The sequence below is a fragment of the Clostridium sp. AF32-12BH genome, from assembly GCF_003477935.1.
In the GTDB taxonomy this organism is placed as follows: domain Bacteria; phylum Bacillota; class Clostridia; order Lachnospirales; family Lachnospiraceae; genus Brotaphodocola.
In genome coordinates, this window is sequence record NZ_QUEH01000005.1 from 59,080 (window position 1) to 72,158 (window position 13,079).

A 13,079-nucleotide genomic window follows, 5' to 3' on the forward strand; every position below is an offset into this window, starting at 1 on the left:
AAACGATGCCTGTGAAACACACAGGAACGAAAGGGAAAAGAAAAAAGGAGTACATATCTTATGAAAAAAACAGGAAAAATCCTTCTGGGATGCCTGCTTGCAGCTTCTGTCTTCATGACAGCCTGCGGCGGTTCCAAGAGCAGCAGCTCTGCAGACAACACACAGACCGAAGCTGGTAAAACGGAAGGCAGCGCGGCTGCAGGTTCCAGCGATGGCATCATCCGTGCAGCGATGAAGGCTGACATCACATCTTTGGATCCGCATGACCACAACGATGTACAGTCTTCTTACGTAACCCGCCACATCTACAGCAACCTGGTTCGTGTCAATGAGAACAATGAGGTTGTCGGCGATCTGGCAGAGAGCTGGGATTACGCAGATGACACAACCGTAAACTTCAAATTAAAAGAGGGTGTAACCTTCTCTGACGGCACTCCGCTGACCGCTGAGGATGTAAAGTTCTCCCTGGAGAGACTGAAAGCATCTGCAAAGGTTGGACATCTGGCAGCCATGATCGATTCCGTAGAAGTTGTGGATGACTTAAACTTCATCATCCATATGAATCAGCCGTCTAACGCACTGCTTACTTCCCTGGCTCACTCCGGCGGCGCAATCATGTGCAAGAGTTATGTGGAAAAACTGGAGAGCGAAGGCAAGAAGGTTGCAGACGCACCGATGGGAAGCGGTCCATACACGTTCGTTTCCTGGATGCCGGGCTCCAGCGTTGAGCTGAAGAAAAACCCGAACTACTTCGATGAAGAGCGTGCCGCAAAGAATGAAGGCATCATCTTAAAGGCAATCTCCGAGGAGACTTCCAGAACCATCGCATTGGAGAACGGCGAGGTTGACCTGCTCTTAGACGTTGGAAGCAACGATGCACAGAAGATCCGTGACAACGAGAACCTGGCTCTGGATGAGTATGAGTCTTCCCAGATCGAGATGATGAACTTAAATACTTCCAAGGCTCCGTTCGACAATGTTTTAGTAAGACAGGCCATGAACTATGCCATCAACAAGGAGGATGTTCTGATCGTTGCGATCAATGGCGAAGGTACTACCGTAGACGGTTACCTGGCACCAGGTGCGATCGGCTACAAGGATACCGCTGTAAAATACGAGTACAATCCGGAAAAGGCAAAAGAACTGTTAGCTGAGGCTGGCTACGCAGATGGATTTACCTTTACCGCATATCTCTCAAACGATACCCGTGCAAGAAGTGCAACTGCAGTTCAGGCAAACTTACAGCAGATCGGCATCACCATGAACATCGAGCAGATGGAGGCTTCCACATTCTTCGAGAAGACCGGTAACGGTGAGCACGATGCATGCTTTTCCGGCTGGGTAGCAAACGCAGAGCCGGATAACACCTACCGTCCGCTGTTCATGAGCACCAATGCAGGTGCAGGCGGAAACCGTGCATTCTACAAGAATCCGGATGTAGACGCACTGATCGATGATGCTGCAACCAACCGCGATGAAGCAAAGGTTGATGAGGATTACAAGGAGATCACCAAGACGATTTCCGAGGATGCGATCTGGGTTCCGTTATATTCCCAGACTGGCTTTATCGCAAGAAATAAAGATCTGCAGGGAGTTGAGATTTCTTCCTTCAGCATGCATGTTCTGTCCGGTGCACATTACGAGTAAGCACCACAGGCAAATTTGAATGAAATGCATGAAAAGCACATCCCGTATGGGTATGTGCTTTTCATGTTTTGTTGCTTTGCATATCAGAGAGGCGCCAGAGGTATCCTGGCTGATCCCTGCAATGGCAAAACGGCTACAAGGTTTTTATAGACCGCGAAATTTCGCAGAACAATAAGGAAGGAGTTGCGAAATGCATAAGTATATCATCAAGCGTCTGCTGATGCTGATCCCGGTTATCATCGGTGTATCATTTCTGGTGTTTTTTATCATGTCACTGGCTCCAGGTGATACTGCCCGCACCATTCTCGGTGAGACAGCCCCGATTGAGGCGGTAGAAGCTTTGCGGGAGGAACTGGGACTGAATGATCCGGTTCTGGTCCGGTATTTTCATTATATGGTAAATCTGCTTCACGGTGATCTGGGCGAATCTTATAAGTCCGGTCAGCCGGTATTCAATGAGGTTATGACACGTTTCCCGGCAACCATTAAGCTGGCTTTCTGGGGTATGCTGTTTGCTGTGGTATTATCCATTCCGGTGGGCATCATCTCCGCGACCAAGCAGTATTCCCTGACCGACAGCATCAGCATGGTCCTGGCTCTTTTGGGCGTTGCGACCCCGAACTTCTGGCTGGGCCTGATGCTCATCATTGGTTTTTCCCTGCATTTAAAATGGTTCCCGTCCGGTGGTGATGAGACCTGGCGTTCCCTGGTGCTTCCGGTCATTACACTGGGTACCGGCTGTATGGCGAGCATTACCCGTATCACCCGTTCCTCCATGCTGGAGGTCATCCGTCAGGATTACATCCGTACCGCGAAGGCAAAGGGTGTGAACCGCCGCGTGGTTGTGTACAAGCATGCGTTAAAGAATGCGCTGATTCCGGTTGTTACGGTCATTGGCCTGCAGTTTGGTTCCCTGCTTGGCGGTGCAGTCTTAACGGAGGCTGTATTCTCCTGGCCGGGTGTTGGTACCTATCTGGTAAACAGCATCAAGGCGAAGGACACCCCGGCGGTACTGGGCTGTGTAATCATCTTCTGTATCTGCTTTAGTATTGTAAACCTGGTGGTCGATATCCTGTACGGATACATTGACCCGCGGATCAAATCAAAATACAAATAGGAGGTGAAGAAGATGGTAAGAGTAGCAACGACAAATAAAAAACGCAGCATGGCAGCCGATGTATGGCACAGACTGAAACGAAACCGTATGGCTATGGTTGGTCTGGTTGTCTTGCTGATTCTGGTATTCATGGCTGTTTTTGCAGACGTGATCGCAGATTATGACACCAAGGTTATCGCACAGGATATCAAAAACCGTCTTCAGGGCCCGAGTATGGCACACTGGTGCGGCACCGATGAGTTTGGCCGTGATATTTTTGCCCGTCTTGTCCATGGCTCCCGTGTTTCCCTGGTCGTAGGCCTGATCTCCGTGAGTATTTCCCTGACCATCGGTGGTATGCTGGGAGCAGTCGCAGGTTATTACGGCGGCAAGATCGACAACATCATCATGCGTATCATGGATATCTTTCTGGCAGTTCCAAGTATCCTGCTGGCTATGACCATTGTTGCGGCACTGGGAACCAGCCTGGTAAACGTGATGCTGGCGATCGGAGTATCCGGTGTGCCGCAGTATGCACGTATTGTGCGCGCATCCGTTATGAGTATCAAGGATCAGGAATTCGTTGAGGCATCCCGCGCGATCGGTGCGAAGAGCCCGACCACCATTTTCCGTGAGATCCTTCCGAACTGCCTGGCACCGATCATCGTTCAGGCAACTTTATCCGTGGCAAGTGCGATTCTTTCTACGGCATCCTTAAGCTTTATCGGCCTTGGCGTACAGCCGCCGTCTCCGGAATGGGGCGCAATGCTGTCCGGCGGACGCGGTTATTTAAGAGATGCCCTGCACTTAACGTTATTCCCGGGTCTTGCGATTGTCATTACGATCCTGGCACTGAACCTTCTGGGCGACGGTCTGCGTGATGCGCTGGATCCACGTTTAAAACAGTAGGAGGTATATCATGGAACAGAAAAATTATACTGTTGATATTGAAAACCTTTCCGTCCGGTATACCACATCCGACGGCGTGGTGGAAGCGGTCAACGGCATAGATTTAAAGATTGAAAAAGGAAAAACACTGGGACTGGTAGGAGAGACCGGTGCGGGCAAGACCACTACGGCGCTGTCCATTCTCCGCCTGATCCCGAATCCGCCGGGCAAGATCACCGGAGGCGTGATTCGTCTGGAGGGAAACAATATTTTTGAATACAGTGAAGACGAGATGGAATCCATCCGCGGCAAGCAGGTTTCCATGATCTTCCAGGACCCGATGACTTCCTTAAACCCGGTTATGACCGTAGGCGACCAGATCGCGGAGGAGATCCAGCTTCATGAGAAGAAGATGTCCAAGAAGGAAGCCATGGACAAGGCACGCGAAATGCTGGAAATGGTTGGAATCCCGGGACAGCGTGCGGATGAGTACCCGCATCAGTTCTCCGGCGGTATGAAACAGCGTGTTGTCATTGCAATGGCTCTGGTCTGCAACCCGGATCTTCTGATCGCGGACGAACCAACCACGGCACTGGATGTGACCATTCAGGCACAGGTGCTGGATCTGATGCAGAAATTAAAAGAGCAGTATCAGACCTCCATGCTCATGATCACCCATGATCTGGGTATCGTGGCAGAGGTATGTGATGAGGTCAGCATTATGTACGCAGGACAGATCGTGGAGCACGGCAATCTGGTAGATATTTTTGAGAATACCGCGCATCCGTATACCGAAGGTCTGTTTGGCTCCCTGCCGGATATCGAAAACCGTGAAGAAGAGCTTCACCCGATTCCGGGACTGATGCCGGACCCGACCAATCTGCCGAGTGGCTGTCCGTTCCATCCGCGCTGCAAATATGCAACGGAGCTTTGCAAAACCAGAAAACCGGTTCAGACGAAGCTGTCTGAGACCCATATGGCTGCATGCCTGGCATACGAAGAGGGAACCGGAGTTGTAGTAGGAGGAAAGCACAATGTCTGAGCCGATCTTAGAAGTCAAAAACCTGAAAAAATATTTTAATACCCCGGGCGGTGTACTCCATGCAGTCGATGACATCAGCTTTACTCTGGAAAAAGGAAAGATCCTTGGCGTGGTAGGCGAGTCCGGCTGCGGAAAATCCACGATGGGTCGTGCCATTCTCCGTCTGCATGAGCCGACCTCCGGCGAGGTAATCTTTGATGGACGCGATATCACGAAGGTTTCCTTAGAGGAGATGCGCAAACTCCGCTCCGATATGCAGATCGTATTCCAGGATCCGTTTGCATCCCTGAATCCGAGAAAATCGGTCAGCGAGATCATTGGAGAGCCGCTGCGCCTGCACCATATTTACCGCACCAAAGCGGAGCGCGAAAACCGTGTACGCGAGCTGATGGAAGTCGTAGGACTGGCAGAGCGACTTGTGAACAGCTATCCGCATGAGCTGGACGGCGGACGCCGTCAGCGAATCGGAATTGCCCGCGCGCTGGCACTGAATCCGAAGTTCATTGTCTGCGATGAGCCGGTATCTGCACTGGACGTATCCATTCAGGCACAGATCTTAAACCTGCTTAAGCAGTTAAAGAAAGAGATGGGACTGACCTACATGTTCATCACCCATGATCTGTCGGTTGTCAATTACTTCTCCGATGATATCATGGTTATGTATTTAGGAAAGATGGTTGAGTACGCACCGTCTGCAGAACTCTTCCAGAATCCGACCCATCCGTATACCAAAGCGCTGTTATCTGCAATTCCGCTTCCGCGCCTTGGCGAGAAGAAAAAACGAATCCTGTTAAAAGGTGAGATCACTTCCCCGATCAATCCGAAGCCGGGCTGCCGTTTTGCACCGCGCTGCATGTATGCCGAGGACCGCTGCTTTGCGGAGTCTCCGGAGTTAAAAGACATGGGCAACGGACACAAAGTAGCCTGCCACTTCTGCGAGAAGTTTTATCAGAAATAAAAGCGGCCGCACAGACCGCTGCAAAGGAGATACAACGATGGAAATCAGAATCGACAAACAATTTATTGGTGACTGTTTCCGGGACTTTGTCAATGTACCAAGCCCGGTCAGCTACTATGATGAGATTCTGCCGCTGATCGAAGAGTACGCCGCAAAGTTCGGCCAGACTGTGACCTACGACAGAAAAAACACTGCTTACATTACGTTAGACGGTGAGGATAATTCCAAAACGGTTATGATCGGTGCCCATATGGATACGCTTGGTCTGATCGTGAGAAAGATCGAGAAAGACGGTACCCTGCGGGTACGTCAGCTTGGCGGTGTGTCGTTCCAGAGCATTGAGGGCGAGACCGTAACCGTACATGCAAGAAACGGGAAAAAATATACGGGCCTATTTGTCTGCCAGTCCCATTCCACCCATGTATTTGATGATGCCAGAACCCTCGAGCGCGATGAAAATACCATGATGATCAGTCTGGATGAGAAGGTTGAGAGCAGAGAAGATGTCCTGGCTCTTGGTATCCGCCACGGCGATGTGGTATCGTTTGAACCGCATTGCAATATCCTGGACAATGGCTATGTGAAGTCCCGTTTCATCGATGATAAGATGGCGGTTGCAGCTGTATTTGCAGCCTTGAAATTCATGACGGAGAATGGTTTCAAGCCAAAATACCGGACCTTGCTTTCTTTCCCGTTCTACGAGGAAATCAACCACGGCGGTGCTTATATCCCGTCTGAGGTAGAGGAGTTTGTAGCAATCGATATCGGCCTCATCGGACCGGATTACGATGGAAACGAGCATGCAGTGAGCATCTGCGTAAAAGATAACTTCTCTCCGTACGACCGGAATTTAACCGGCAAGATCATCGCGGAGGCAGAGGCGAACGGTATCAACCATGCAATCGATATTTTCTATCGCTATGGTACCGACGCCAATGCAGCTGTACGTGCCGGAAACAATGTCCGCGCAGCAGCGTTCGGCATGGCATGCTACTGCAGCCATGGCATGGAACGCACCCATTTAGACGGGGTTGTGGAGACTGCGAAACTGGCCGTCGCTTACATGATGGAATTAAAATAGTCAAACTGGCTGCTGCCTGCGAAATGCAGGAACAGCAGCGAAGTGAGAAATGCGAGAAAAAGTGAGATAAAAAAGTAAGATAAAAATACAGGATTACAAATGGCGGATATTTACAATTTGCTGATTTTCGTGTATACTATAAAAGCTGTTTTGCATGTTGCGGAATTCCGCATGCAGGACAGCTTTCAGGAGATATACCCAAGTGGCTGAAGGGTCCGCACTCGAAATGCGGTAGGTCGGGCAACCGGCGCGAGAGTTCAAATCTCTCTATCTCCGTATAAGACCGGAATTCCCCGGATAGAAAACGGGAGTTCCGGTCTTTTTGTATTTCCGCAGGCAGCAAGTCAACGTTCATGCTTGTATGAAGCTTTGGCGCCTGCCGCGATCCCCCATATCCAGAAAACAAAGGAGAACAAACTTATGAGCATCAGAGTTGGTATTTTAGGTTACGGTAACTTAGGAAAGGGCGTTGAGAGCGCAATTGCCCAGAACGCTGACATGGAGCTGGCAGCAGTCTTCACCCGCAGAAACCCGGAGAGCGTGAAGGTCCGCACCGCAGGTGTGAAGGTTCTTCATGCAGATGAACTTTCCCATATGCAGGATGAGCTGGATGTCCTGATCCTCTGCGGCGGCAGCGCAACCGATCTTCCGGTTCAGACTCCGCAGTACGCTTCCATGTACAATGTAGTAGACAGTTTCGACACCCACGCAAGAATCCCGGAGCATTTCGCAGCAGTCGATGCAGCAGCAAAGAAAGCCGGCAAAGTCAGCCTCATCTCCTGCGGCTGGGATCCAGGTATGTTCTCCTTAAACCGTCTGTACGCAAACTGCGTTCTGCCGGAAGGCAAGGATTACACTTTCTGGGGCAAGGGCGTCAGCCAGGGACATTCTGACGCAGTACGCCGCATCGAGGGCGTAAAGGACTGCAGACAGTACACCATCCCGGTAGAAAGCGCCGTTGAGGCAGTCAGAAGCGGTTCCAATCCAGAACTGACCACCAGAGAAAAACACACCAGAGAGTGCTTCGTAGTCGCAGAGGAAGGCGCAGATCTTGCGAAGATCGAGAACGAGATCAAGACCATGCCGAACTACTTCTCCGATTATGACACCACTGTACACTTCATCACCGAGGAGGAGATGAAGCGTGACCACAGCGGACTTCCGCACGGCGGCATGGTGATCCGCACCGGTGTGACCGGCATGGAGAAAGAGCACAAGCATGTGATCGAGTACAGCTTAAAGCTGGATTCCAATCCGGAGTTTACCGGTTCTGTCATCGTGGCTTACGCAAGAGCAGTTAGCCGCATGAACAAAGAGGGCATGAGCGGATGCAAGACCGTATTTGATGTTGCACCGGCATACCTTTCCCCGAAGAGCGCAGAAGAGCTGCGCGCACATATGCTGTAAAATATAACAATTTAGCACAGTAAGTCGATTAGAAGGTCCGGGCGTGTACGAGTCTGACTTCCTCCATTTTCACATATCGTTGTTCGCTTGCTTTCGCTGACACATGTTCGCCTGCATCGGATTACATCCGCTGCATTCGGACATGTGTCCTCAAGAGGCGAAACAACTGATATGTTGAAAATTCCAGAAGTCAGACTCATACACGCCCTACTTTATTGACACCGCTGCGTACGAAAAAACCTGCAGCCATTACTGATTTGGCCGATAGTTATCCTATTTTCGCCGTTTCAGTAATGGTTGCAGGTTTTTTATATGTAATGGAGCCAGTATAGCAGGAAGCCCCCGCCCCGCCATGCGTAAGCGCATTCTTTTAGCGAATTTTGCCCGTTTTGTGAGCATAGCGACCGTTTCGGAGCTCTGTCTGAGCGAACGCAGTGAGCGAGTTAGCGGAGGAACGGTCAATAGGCGGCGGAGCAAAAAGGGCGAAAATTCGCGTGAATGCGGTTACGCATGGCGGGGCGGGGGCTTTCGGACTTATTGATATTTACTGTGCGATATTGTTTAAATAAGACTTTATCGGATCTGGAAAGTGTGATAAGATTTTCCGTAGACAGGATTAAACGTAGAAGGAGGACTGGACTTCCATGATCAAACTGGTGGTATCAGATATAGATGGAACGTTGTTAGAGGACGGAGGACATGAACTGAATCCGGAGCTGTTTGAGGTGATTTTGAAGCTGCGGGAGAAGGGCATGCAGTTTGCGGCTGCCAGCGGCAGACAGTGGGCGAGCATTGAGCAGGTGTTTGACCCGATCAAGGAAAAGATTTTTTATCTGTCTGATAATGGTGCTTATGTGGGGTGTCATGGAAGACAGTTGTTTGTGCATCCGATCGAGCGTTCCCTGGTGGAAGAATTGGTGAAGGATATCCGGAAAGCCGGTCTTACGGTTATGGTAGGCGGACCGGATGTGGCTTATATGGAAAATCCGGATCCGGAGTTTGAGGACTGGATCTTGAATGGCTACAAATTCCAGGCAAAGAGTGTGGCAGATGTGCTGGCCGTGGATGACCAGTTTATTAAGGTGTCGGCATACCGCAAGACTGATATTGAAGCGCATACAAAAGAACTGCGCGAAAAATACGGAGACCGTTTGAAGATGACCATTTCTGGTGATATGTGGCTGGATTGTATGGCAACCGGTGTGAATAAGGGCGAGGCAGTGAAACTGCTGCAGGAGAGTCTGGGCATTTTGCCGGAGGAGACCATTGCGTTTGGTGACCAGTTAAACGATATCGAGATGCTGGGACGTGCTTATTACAGCTTTGCCATCGGAAATGCAAGACCGGAGGTAAAGGCAGCCGCCCGGTTTGAGGCCGATACCAATGTGCGGGACGGTGCGCTGAAAATTTTGAAGCTGTTGTTGTAAATGGTATCCTATGTGTGGGGGAGAAAGTGACACATGAAAGAACATGGAAAAGTTATGCCAGACAGGTCAAAATGGTTGTTTGAAAAAAGTGTACCGGTAACGGTGTTGCTATGAATATAGAAGGATTTCGATAAATATGGAAAAGAAACTGGTATGTCCCAATTGCGGGGAGCCCTTTGAAATCGATGAAAAGGGCTATGCGGCGATCGCAAAGCAGGTGCGGGACAGGGAATTTAAGGAAGAACTGAGCCGCCAGCAGGCTTCGTTTGAGTCGGAAAAGAAAACGGCGCTGGAACTTGCAAAGGCGCAGACCGCAGAAAATTATGAGAAGCAGCTGGCAGCACGAGAGGCAGAAATACTGAAGCTGAAGGCTCAGAGTGAGCAGGCAGGGAAAGCACAGGAACTGGCAGTCACGAAGGCTGAGGCAGCAATAAAGGAACAGCTGCAGGAACAGCTTCGGAGTCAGCAAAAGGAGCTTACAGAGCTGAAAGCACAGGCAGAACTTGCAAAAACGCAGGCGGAGCTGGCTGGAAAGCAGGCTGCGAAGCAGGAGCAAACGCTGCGGGAGAGTTATGATGTGCGGCTGAAGCAGCAGCAGGAAAACTACGGCATGCAGCTGAAACAGCAGCGGGAAAGCTATGCCGTGCAGTTGGAGCAGCAGAAGGAGAATTATGGAGCACAGCTCAAACAGCAGCAGGACTCCATGGCGGAGCTGAAAGCGCGTTACGAGGAACAGTTAAAGCAGCAGGAGCAAGCCATGAAGGAACGCTACGAGGCGGAGCAAAAACTTCAGGAACAGGCTGTGAAAGAGCGGTATGAGATCCAGCTGAAAGACAAGGAAGAGATGATCGAATACTACCGCGACTTGAAGGCAAAGCAGTCTACGAAGATGGTGGGCGAGACTTTAGAGCAGCATTGTGAGGTATCCTTTAACCAGGTGCGCGCGATCGGGTTTCAGAACGCTTATTTCGAAAAAGACAATGAAGTCTCAAAGAGCGGCAGCAAGGGCGATTACATTTTTCGTGATTACGATGAAAATGGATTGGAATACATCTCGATCATGTTTGAGATGAAGAATGAGAACGAGACCACTGCGACCAAGCATAAAAACGCAGATTTCTTAAAGGAACTGGACAAAGACCGGAAAGAAAAGGGCTGCGAGTATGCGGTTCTGGTGACTTTGCTGGAGGCGGACAATGATTTTTACAATACCGGGATTGTGGATATGTCCCACAAGTATCCGAAGATGTATGTGATCCGCCCGCAGTTTTTTATCCAGATCATCACGATCTTACGCAATGCGGCCATGAATTCGCTGCAGTATAAGCGGGAACTGGAGGCTGTGCGCAACCAGAATCTGGATATTACCCATTTTGAGGAAAAGCTTCTGGATTTTAAGGATAAGTTCGGCCGCAACTACACGCTGGCGAGCGATCGCTTCCAGAAGGCGATCGACGAGATTGATAAGACCATCGATCACTTGCAGAAGGTGAAGGATAATCTGCTGGCTTCGGAAAACAATCTGCGTCTGGCAAACAACAAGCTGGACGATCTGACCATCAAGAAGCTGACCTGGAAGAATCCGACGATGCAGGAGAAATTTGCTGAGGCACGGGCGGAAAGACTTTCTGAGCGTGAAGCAGCATCCGGGGAACAGCAAAGCGGGCAGAAATAGAAACAGAAGTGGAATGGAAAGTATGACAGATCAAAACATAGAGCGAACGGCTCAGAAAATAGAGAAAATAACCCAGAGAACAGAGACAGACTGGGAACAGCGAAGCATACAAAACAGAAAAAACAGAACAGACAGAAAAAACAGAACAGGCAACTGGAACGCAGGCAGGTGTACAATCAGAAAATGGCTGGCAGCGATTCTGGCAATGATTCAGATTTTTCTTCTCACAGCCTGCAGCGTAAATCTTCCCATGGTTTCAGACAGCACCGAGACAGATGGTTACAGCGATGCACAGACCATGCTGATCATTGCCACGGAGCGCAACCGCTATCGCCAGGTTTACACGGACCAGATCTGGAATGTGGAGATCAGTGATGCCAAGACGCCGTTCCAGACGTATCTGCTGGATCAGATCCGCAGCTTTTTAGGAGAAGTGAAAACCATGAATCTTCTGGCAGATGAGCAGGGCCTAACGCTGAACAGCCAGGAGCGGGAGCAGTTAAAGCAGCTGGCAGACGATTATTATGATACGCTTACCGATGCGGATAAGGCTTACACCAAGGCAACCCGGGATGATGTCTATACGATGTATGAGGCATACCATCGTGCAAACCGGATCGTGGACGAGTTGACGAAGGACGTCAGTCTGGAGATCAGCGACAGCGAGGCGCGTGTCATCCAGGTACAGGAGATCGCGGTCAGCGAAGAAAGCAAAGCACAGGAACTGTATGACCAGTTGACCAACAGTGGAGCAGATTTTGCAGCCACAGCAAGAAAGGAATCGGAAAATCCGGACATTGAGATTTCTGTGGGACGGGGAGAACGGGAAGCTTCCTATGAAGAGCCTGTTTTTGCTTTGGAAAGCGGACAGATCACCGAGCCATTTTCCTACCAGGGAAAGTGGTATCTGGTGAAATGCGTGAATGATTTTGATGAGGAAGCAACACTGGAGCGGAAAAACAAGCTGGCGCTGGAGCGGAAAAATCAGGCCTTTCATAGCATTTACGATTCCTTTGCCGCGGAACATCCTGTGGAAATCCAGGGAAGCATCTGGAATAAGGTTTCGTTAAGTGATGGTGCGGACTGCACCACGTCGGACTTCTTTGAGCGGTACCAGGAATCGATGGGCCAGTAAGAAAATCCGTAACACAGAAACAAGGCAGCAAAACAGAAACACAGGATCAGCAAAACAGAAACAGCAAAACAGAAACAGAAACACAGGATCAGTAAAACAGAAACAGCAAAAACAGAAACAGAAACACTGGATCAACAAAACAGAAACAGCAAAAGCAGAAACAGCAAAACAGAAACAGCAAAACAGGGGGATTTGCGGATGATCGCATTAAAAATAGAAGATTTGAAAAGCTTCACGGCACAGCTGTTTATGGGGGAAACATTCGATGGCTGGCTGGTGCGGGAGGCGAACATTGTTACATTTAACAGCTTTACCATAGACGGGCATATCCGCCAGGGATATTATTCGGAAGAAGAACTTGAGGCAAACCGCGTGGAAGAGTTTTCTTCCTGGAAGATGCTTCGTCCCATCTGCTATTCCCTGATCAAGGGGAAGCGACTTCCAGAAAGCTTTCAGATCACGCTGCAGCTTTCCCCGGAGGAAAACGAGAAGTTCCTAAGACGTGTGAAGCCGGATTTTCCGGTGGACCAGCTGGCGGCTTTGTATCTGAATATCCGCTATGAAAACCATGCAGCGTCCTGCGTGACCGGGACGTCGCTGAACGTTTTTACGCTGGACAGGCAGATCGAGCATGAGTGGGACGATACGGTCCGCAGATATTTCAAAAAGCTGCAGATCCCGTACGTATCTGCCGAGTAGTGAGATGGTTCATGCAGTGCAAAT

11 protein-coding genes and 1 tRNA gene are annotated in these 13,079 nt (G+C 50.0%); all 12 read left to right on the forward strand.

Annotated elements, in window-relative coordinates; translation table 11 throughout:
• Positions 1 to 60: 60 nt before the first annotated feature.
• Entirely contained in the window at positions 61 to 1,647 is a 1,587-nt protein-coding gene (locus tag DWZ40_RS06300; RefSeq protein WP_118541828.1) for an ABC transporter substrate-binding protein, read from the forward strand.
• A gap of 190 nt (positions 1,648 to 1,837) precedes the next feature.
• Positions 1,838 to 2,764 (forward strand): nickel ABC transporter permease, encoded by a 927-nt coding sequence (gene nikB, locus DWZ40_RS06305; protein WP_118541830.1) that lies wholly within the window; start codon positions 1,838 to 1,840, stop codon positions 2,762 to 2,764.
• A 12-nt stretch (positions 2,765 to 2,776) separates the two neighbouring features.
• The gene (locus DWZ40_RS06310) at positions 2,777 to 3,652 is read left to right on the forward strand and encodes an ABC transporter permease (RefSeq protein ID WP_118541832.1); all 876 of its coding nucleotides are present in this window, start codon (positions 2,777 to 2,779) and stop codon (positions 3,650 to 3,652) included.
• A gap of 10 nt (positions 3,653 to 3,662) precedes the next feature.
• A complete protein-coding gene (locus tag DWZ40_RS06315) occupies positions 3,663 to 4,673 on the forward strand; it encodes an ABC transporter ATP-binding protein (RefSeq protein WP_118541834.1) in 1,011 nt (336 codons plus the stop codon).
• Positions 4,666 to 5,631, forward strand: coding sequence for an ABC transporter ATP-binding protein (locus DWZ40_RS06320; protein ID WP_118541836.1), 966 nt, complete (start codon positions 4,666 to 4,668; stop codon positions 5,629 to 5,631). Before DWZ40_RS06315 ends, DWZ40_RS06320 begins: the two co-directional genes overlap by 8 nt.
• A 37-nt stretch (positions 5,632 to 5,668) precedes the next feature.
• Positions 5,669 to 6,712 (forward strand): M42 family metallopeptidase, encoded by a 1,044-nt coding sequence (locus DWZ40_RS06325; RefSeq protein ID WP_118541838.1) that lies wholly within the window; start codon positions 5,669 to 5,671, stop codon positions 6,710 to 6,712.
• 188 nt (positions 6,713 to 6,900) lie between these two features.
• Positions 6,901 to 6,988 (forward strand) — tRNA-Ser (locus tag DWZ40_RS06330).
• Positions 6,989 to 7,132: 144 nt separating this feature from the next.
• Complete coding sequence (locus tag DWZ40_RS06335; RefSeq protein ID WP_118541840.1) at positions 7,133 to 8,119, forward strand: diaminopimelate dehydrogenase; 987 nt, start codon at positions 7,133 to 7,135, stop codon at positions 8,117 to 8,119.
• 644 nt (positions 8,120 to 8,763) lie between these two features.
• Entirely contained in the window at positions 8,764 to 9,546 is a 783-nt protein-coding gene (locus DWZ40_RS06340; RefSeq protein ID WP_118541842.1) for an HAD family hydrolase, read from the forward strand.
• Between the two features lie 136 nt (positions 9,547 to 9,682).
• Positions 9,683 to 11,221, forward strand: coding sequence for a DUF2130 domain-containing protein (locus DWZ40_RS06345; RefSeq protein WP_118541844.1), 1,539 nt, complete (start codon positions 9,683 to 9,685; stop codon positions 11,219 to 11,221).
• Positions 11,222 to 11,426: 205 nt separating this feature from the next.
• On the forward strand, positions 11,427 to 12,356 hold the full coding sequence (locus DWZ40_RS06350) for a peptidylprolyl isomerase (RefSeq protein WP_182430472.1): 930 nt from the start codon (positions 11,427 to 11,429) through the stop codon (positions 12,354 to 12,356).
• A gap of 198 nt (positions 12,357 to 12,554) precedes the next feature.
• A complete protein-coding gene (locus DWZ40_RS06355; RefSeq protein WP_118541848.1) occupies positions 12,555 to 13,055 on the forward strand; it encodes a DUF5721 family protein in 501 nt (166 codons plus the stop codon).
• Positions 13,056 to 13,079 lie beyond the last annotated feature (24 nt).

What these genes read in the sequence shown, in the direction of transcription:
- DWZ40_RS06320 (WP_118541836.1), top strand. Translation starts at nt 4,666, where the DNA reads ATGTCTGAGCCGATCTTAGAAGTCAAAAACCTGAAAAAATATTTTAAT.
- DWZ40_RS06300 (WP_118541828.1), top strand. Translation starts at nt 61, where the DNA reads ATGAAAAAAACAGGAAAAATCCTTCTGGGATGCCTGCTTGCAGCTTCT.
- DWZ40_RS06340 (WP_118541842.1), top strand. Translation starts at nt 8,764, where the DNA reads ATGATCAAACTGGTGGTATCAGATATAGATGGAACGTTGTTAGAGGAC.
- DWZ40_RS06315 (WP_118541834.1), top strand. Translation starts at nt 3,663, where the DNA reads ATGGAACAGAAAAATTATACTGTTGATATTGAAAACCTTTCCGTCCGG.
- nikB (WP_118541830.1), top strand. Translation starts at nt 1,838, where the DNA reads ATGCATAAGTATATCATCAAGCGTCTGCTGATGCTGATCCCGGTTATC.
- DWZ40_RS06345 (WP_118541844.1), top strand. Translation starts at nt 9,683, where the DNA reads ATGGAAAAGAAACTGGTATGTCCCAATTGCGGGGAGCCCTTTGAAATC.
- DWZ40_RS06310 (WP_118541832.1), top strand. Translation starts at nt 2,777, where the DNA reads ATGGTAAGAGTAGCAACGACAAATAAAAAACGCAGCATGGCAGCCGAT.
- DWZ40_RS06355 (WP_118541848.1), top strand. Translation starts at nt 12,555, where the DNA reads ATGATCGCATTAAAAATAGAAGATTTGAAAAGCTTCACGGCACAGCTG.
- DWZ40_RS06350 (WP_182430472.1), top strand. Translation starts at nt 11,427, where the DNA reads ATGATTCAGATTTTTCTTCTCACAGCCTGCAGCGTAAATCTTCCCATG.
- DWZ40_RS06335 (WP_118541840.1), top strand. Translation starts at nt 7,133, where the DNA reads ATGAGCATCAGAGTTGGTATTTTAGGTTACGGTAACTTAGGAAAGGGC.
- DWZ40_RS06325 (WP_118541838.1), top strand. Translation starts at nt 5,669, where the DNA reads ATGGAAATCAGAATCGACAAACAATTTATTGGTGACTGTTTCCGGGAC.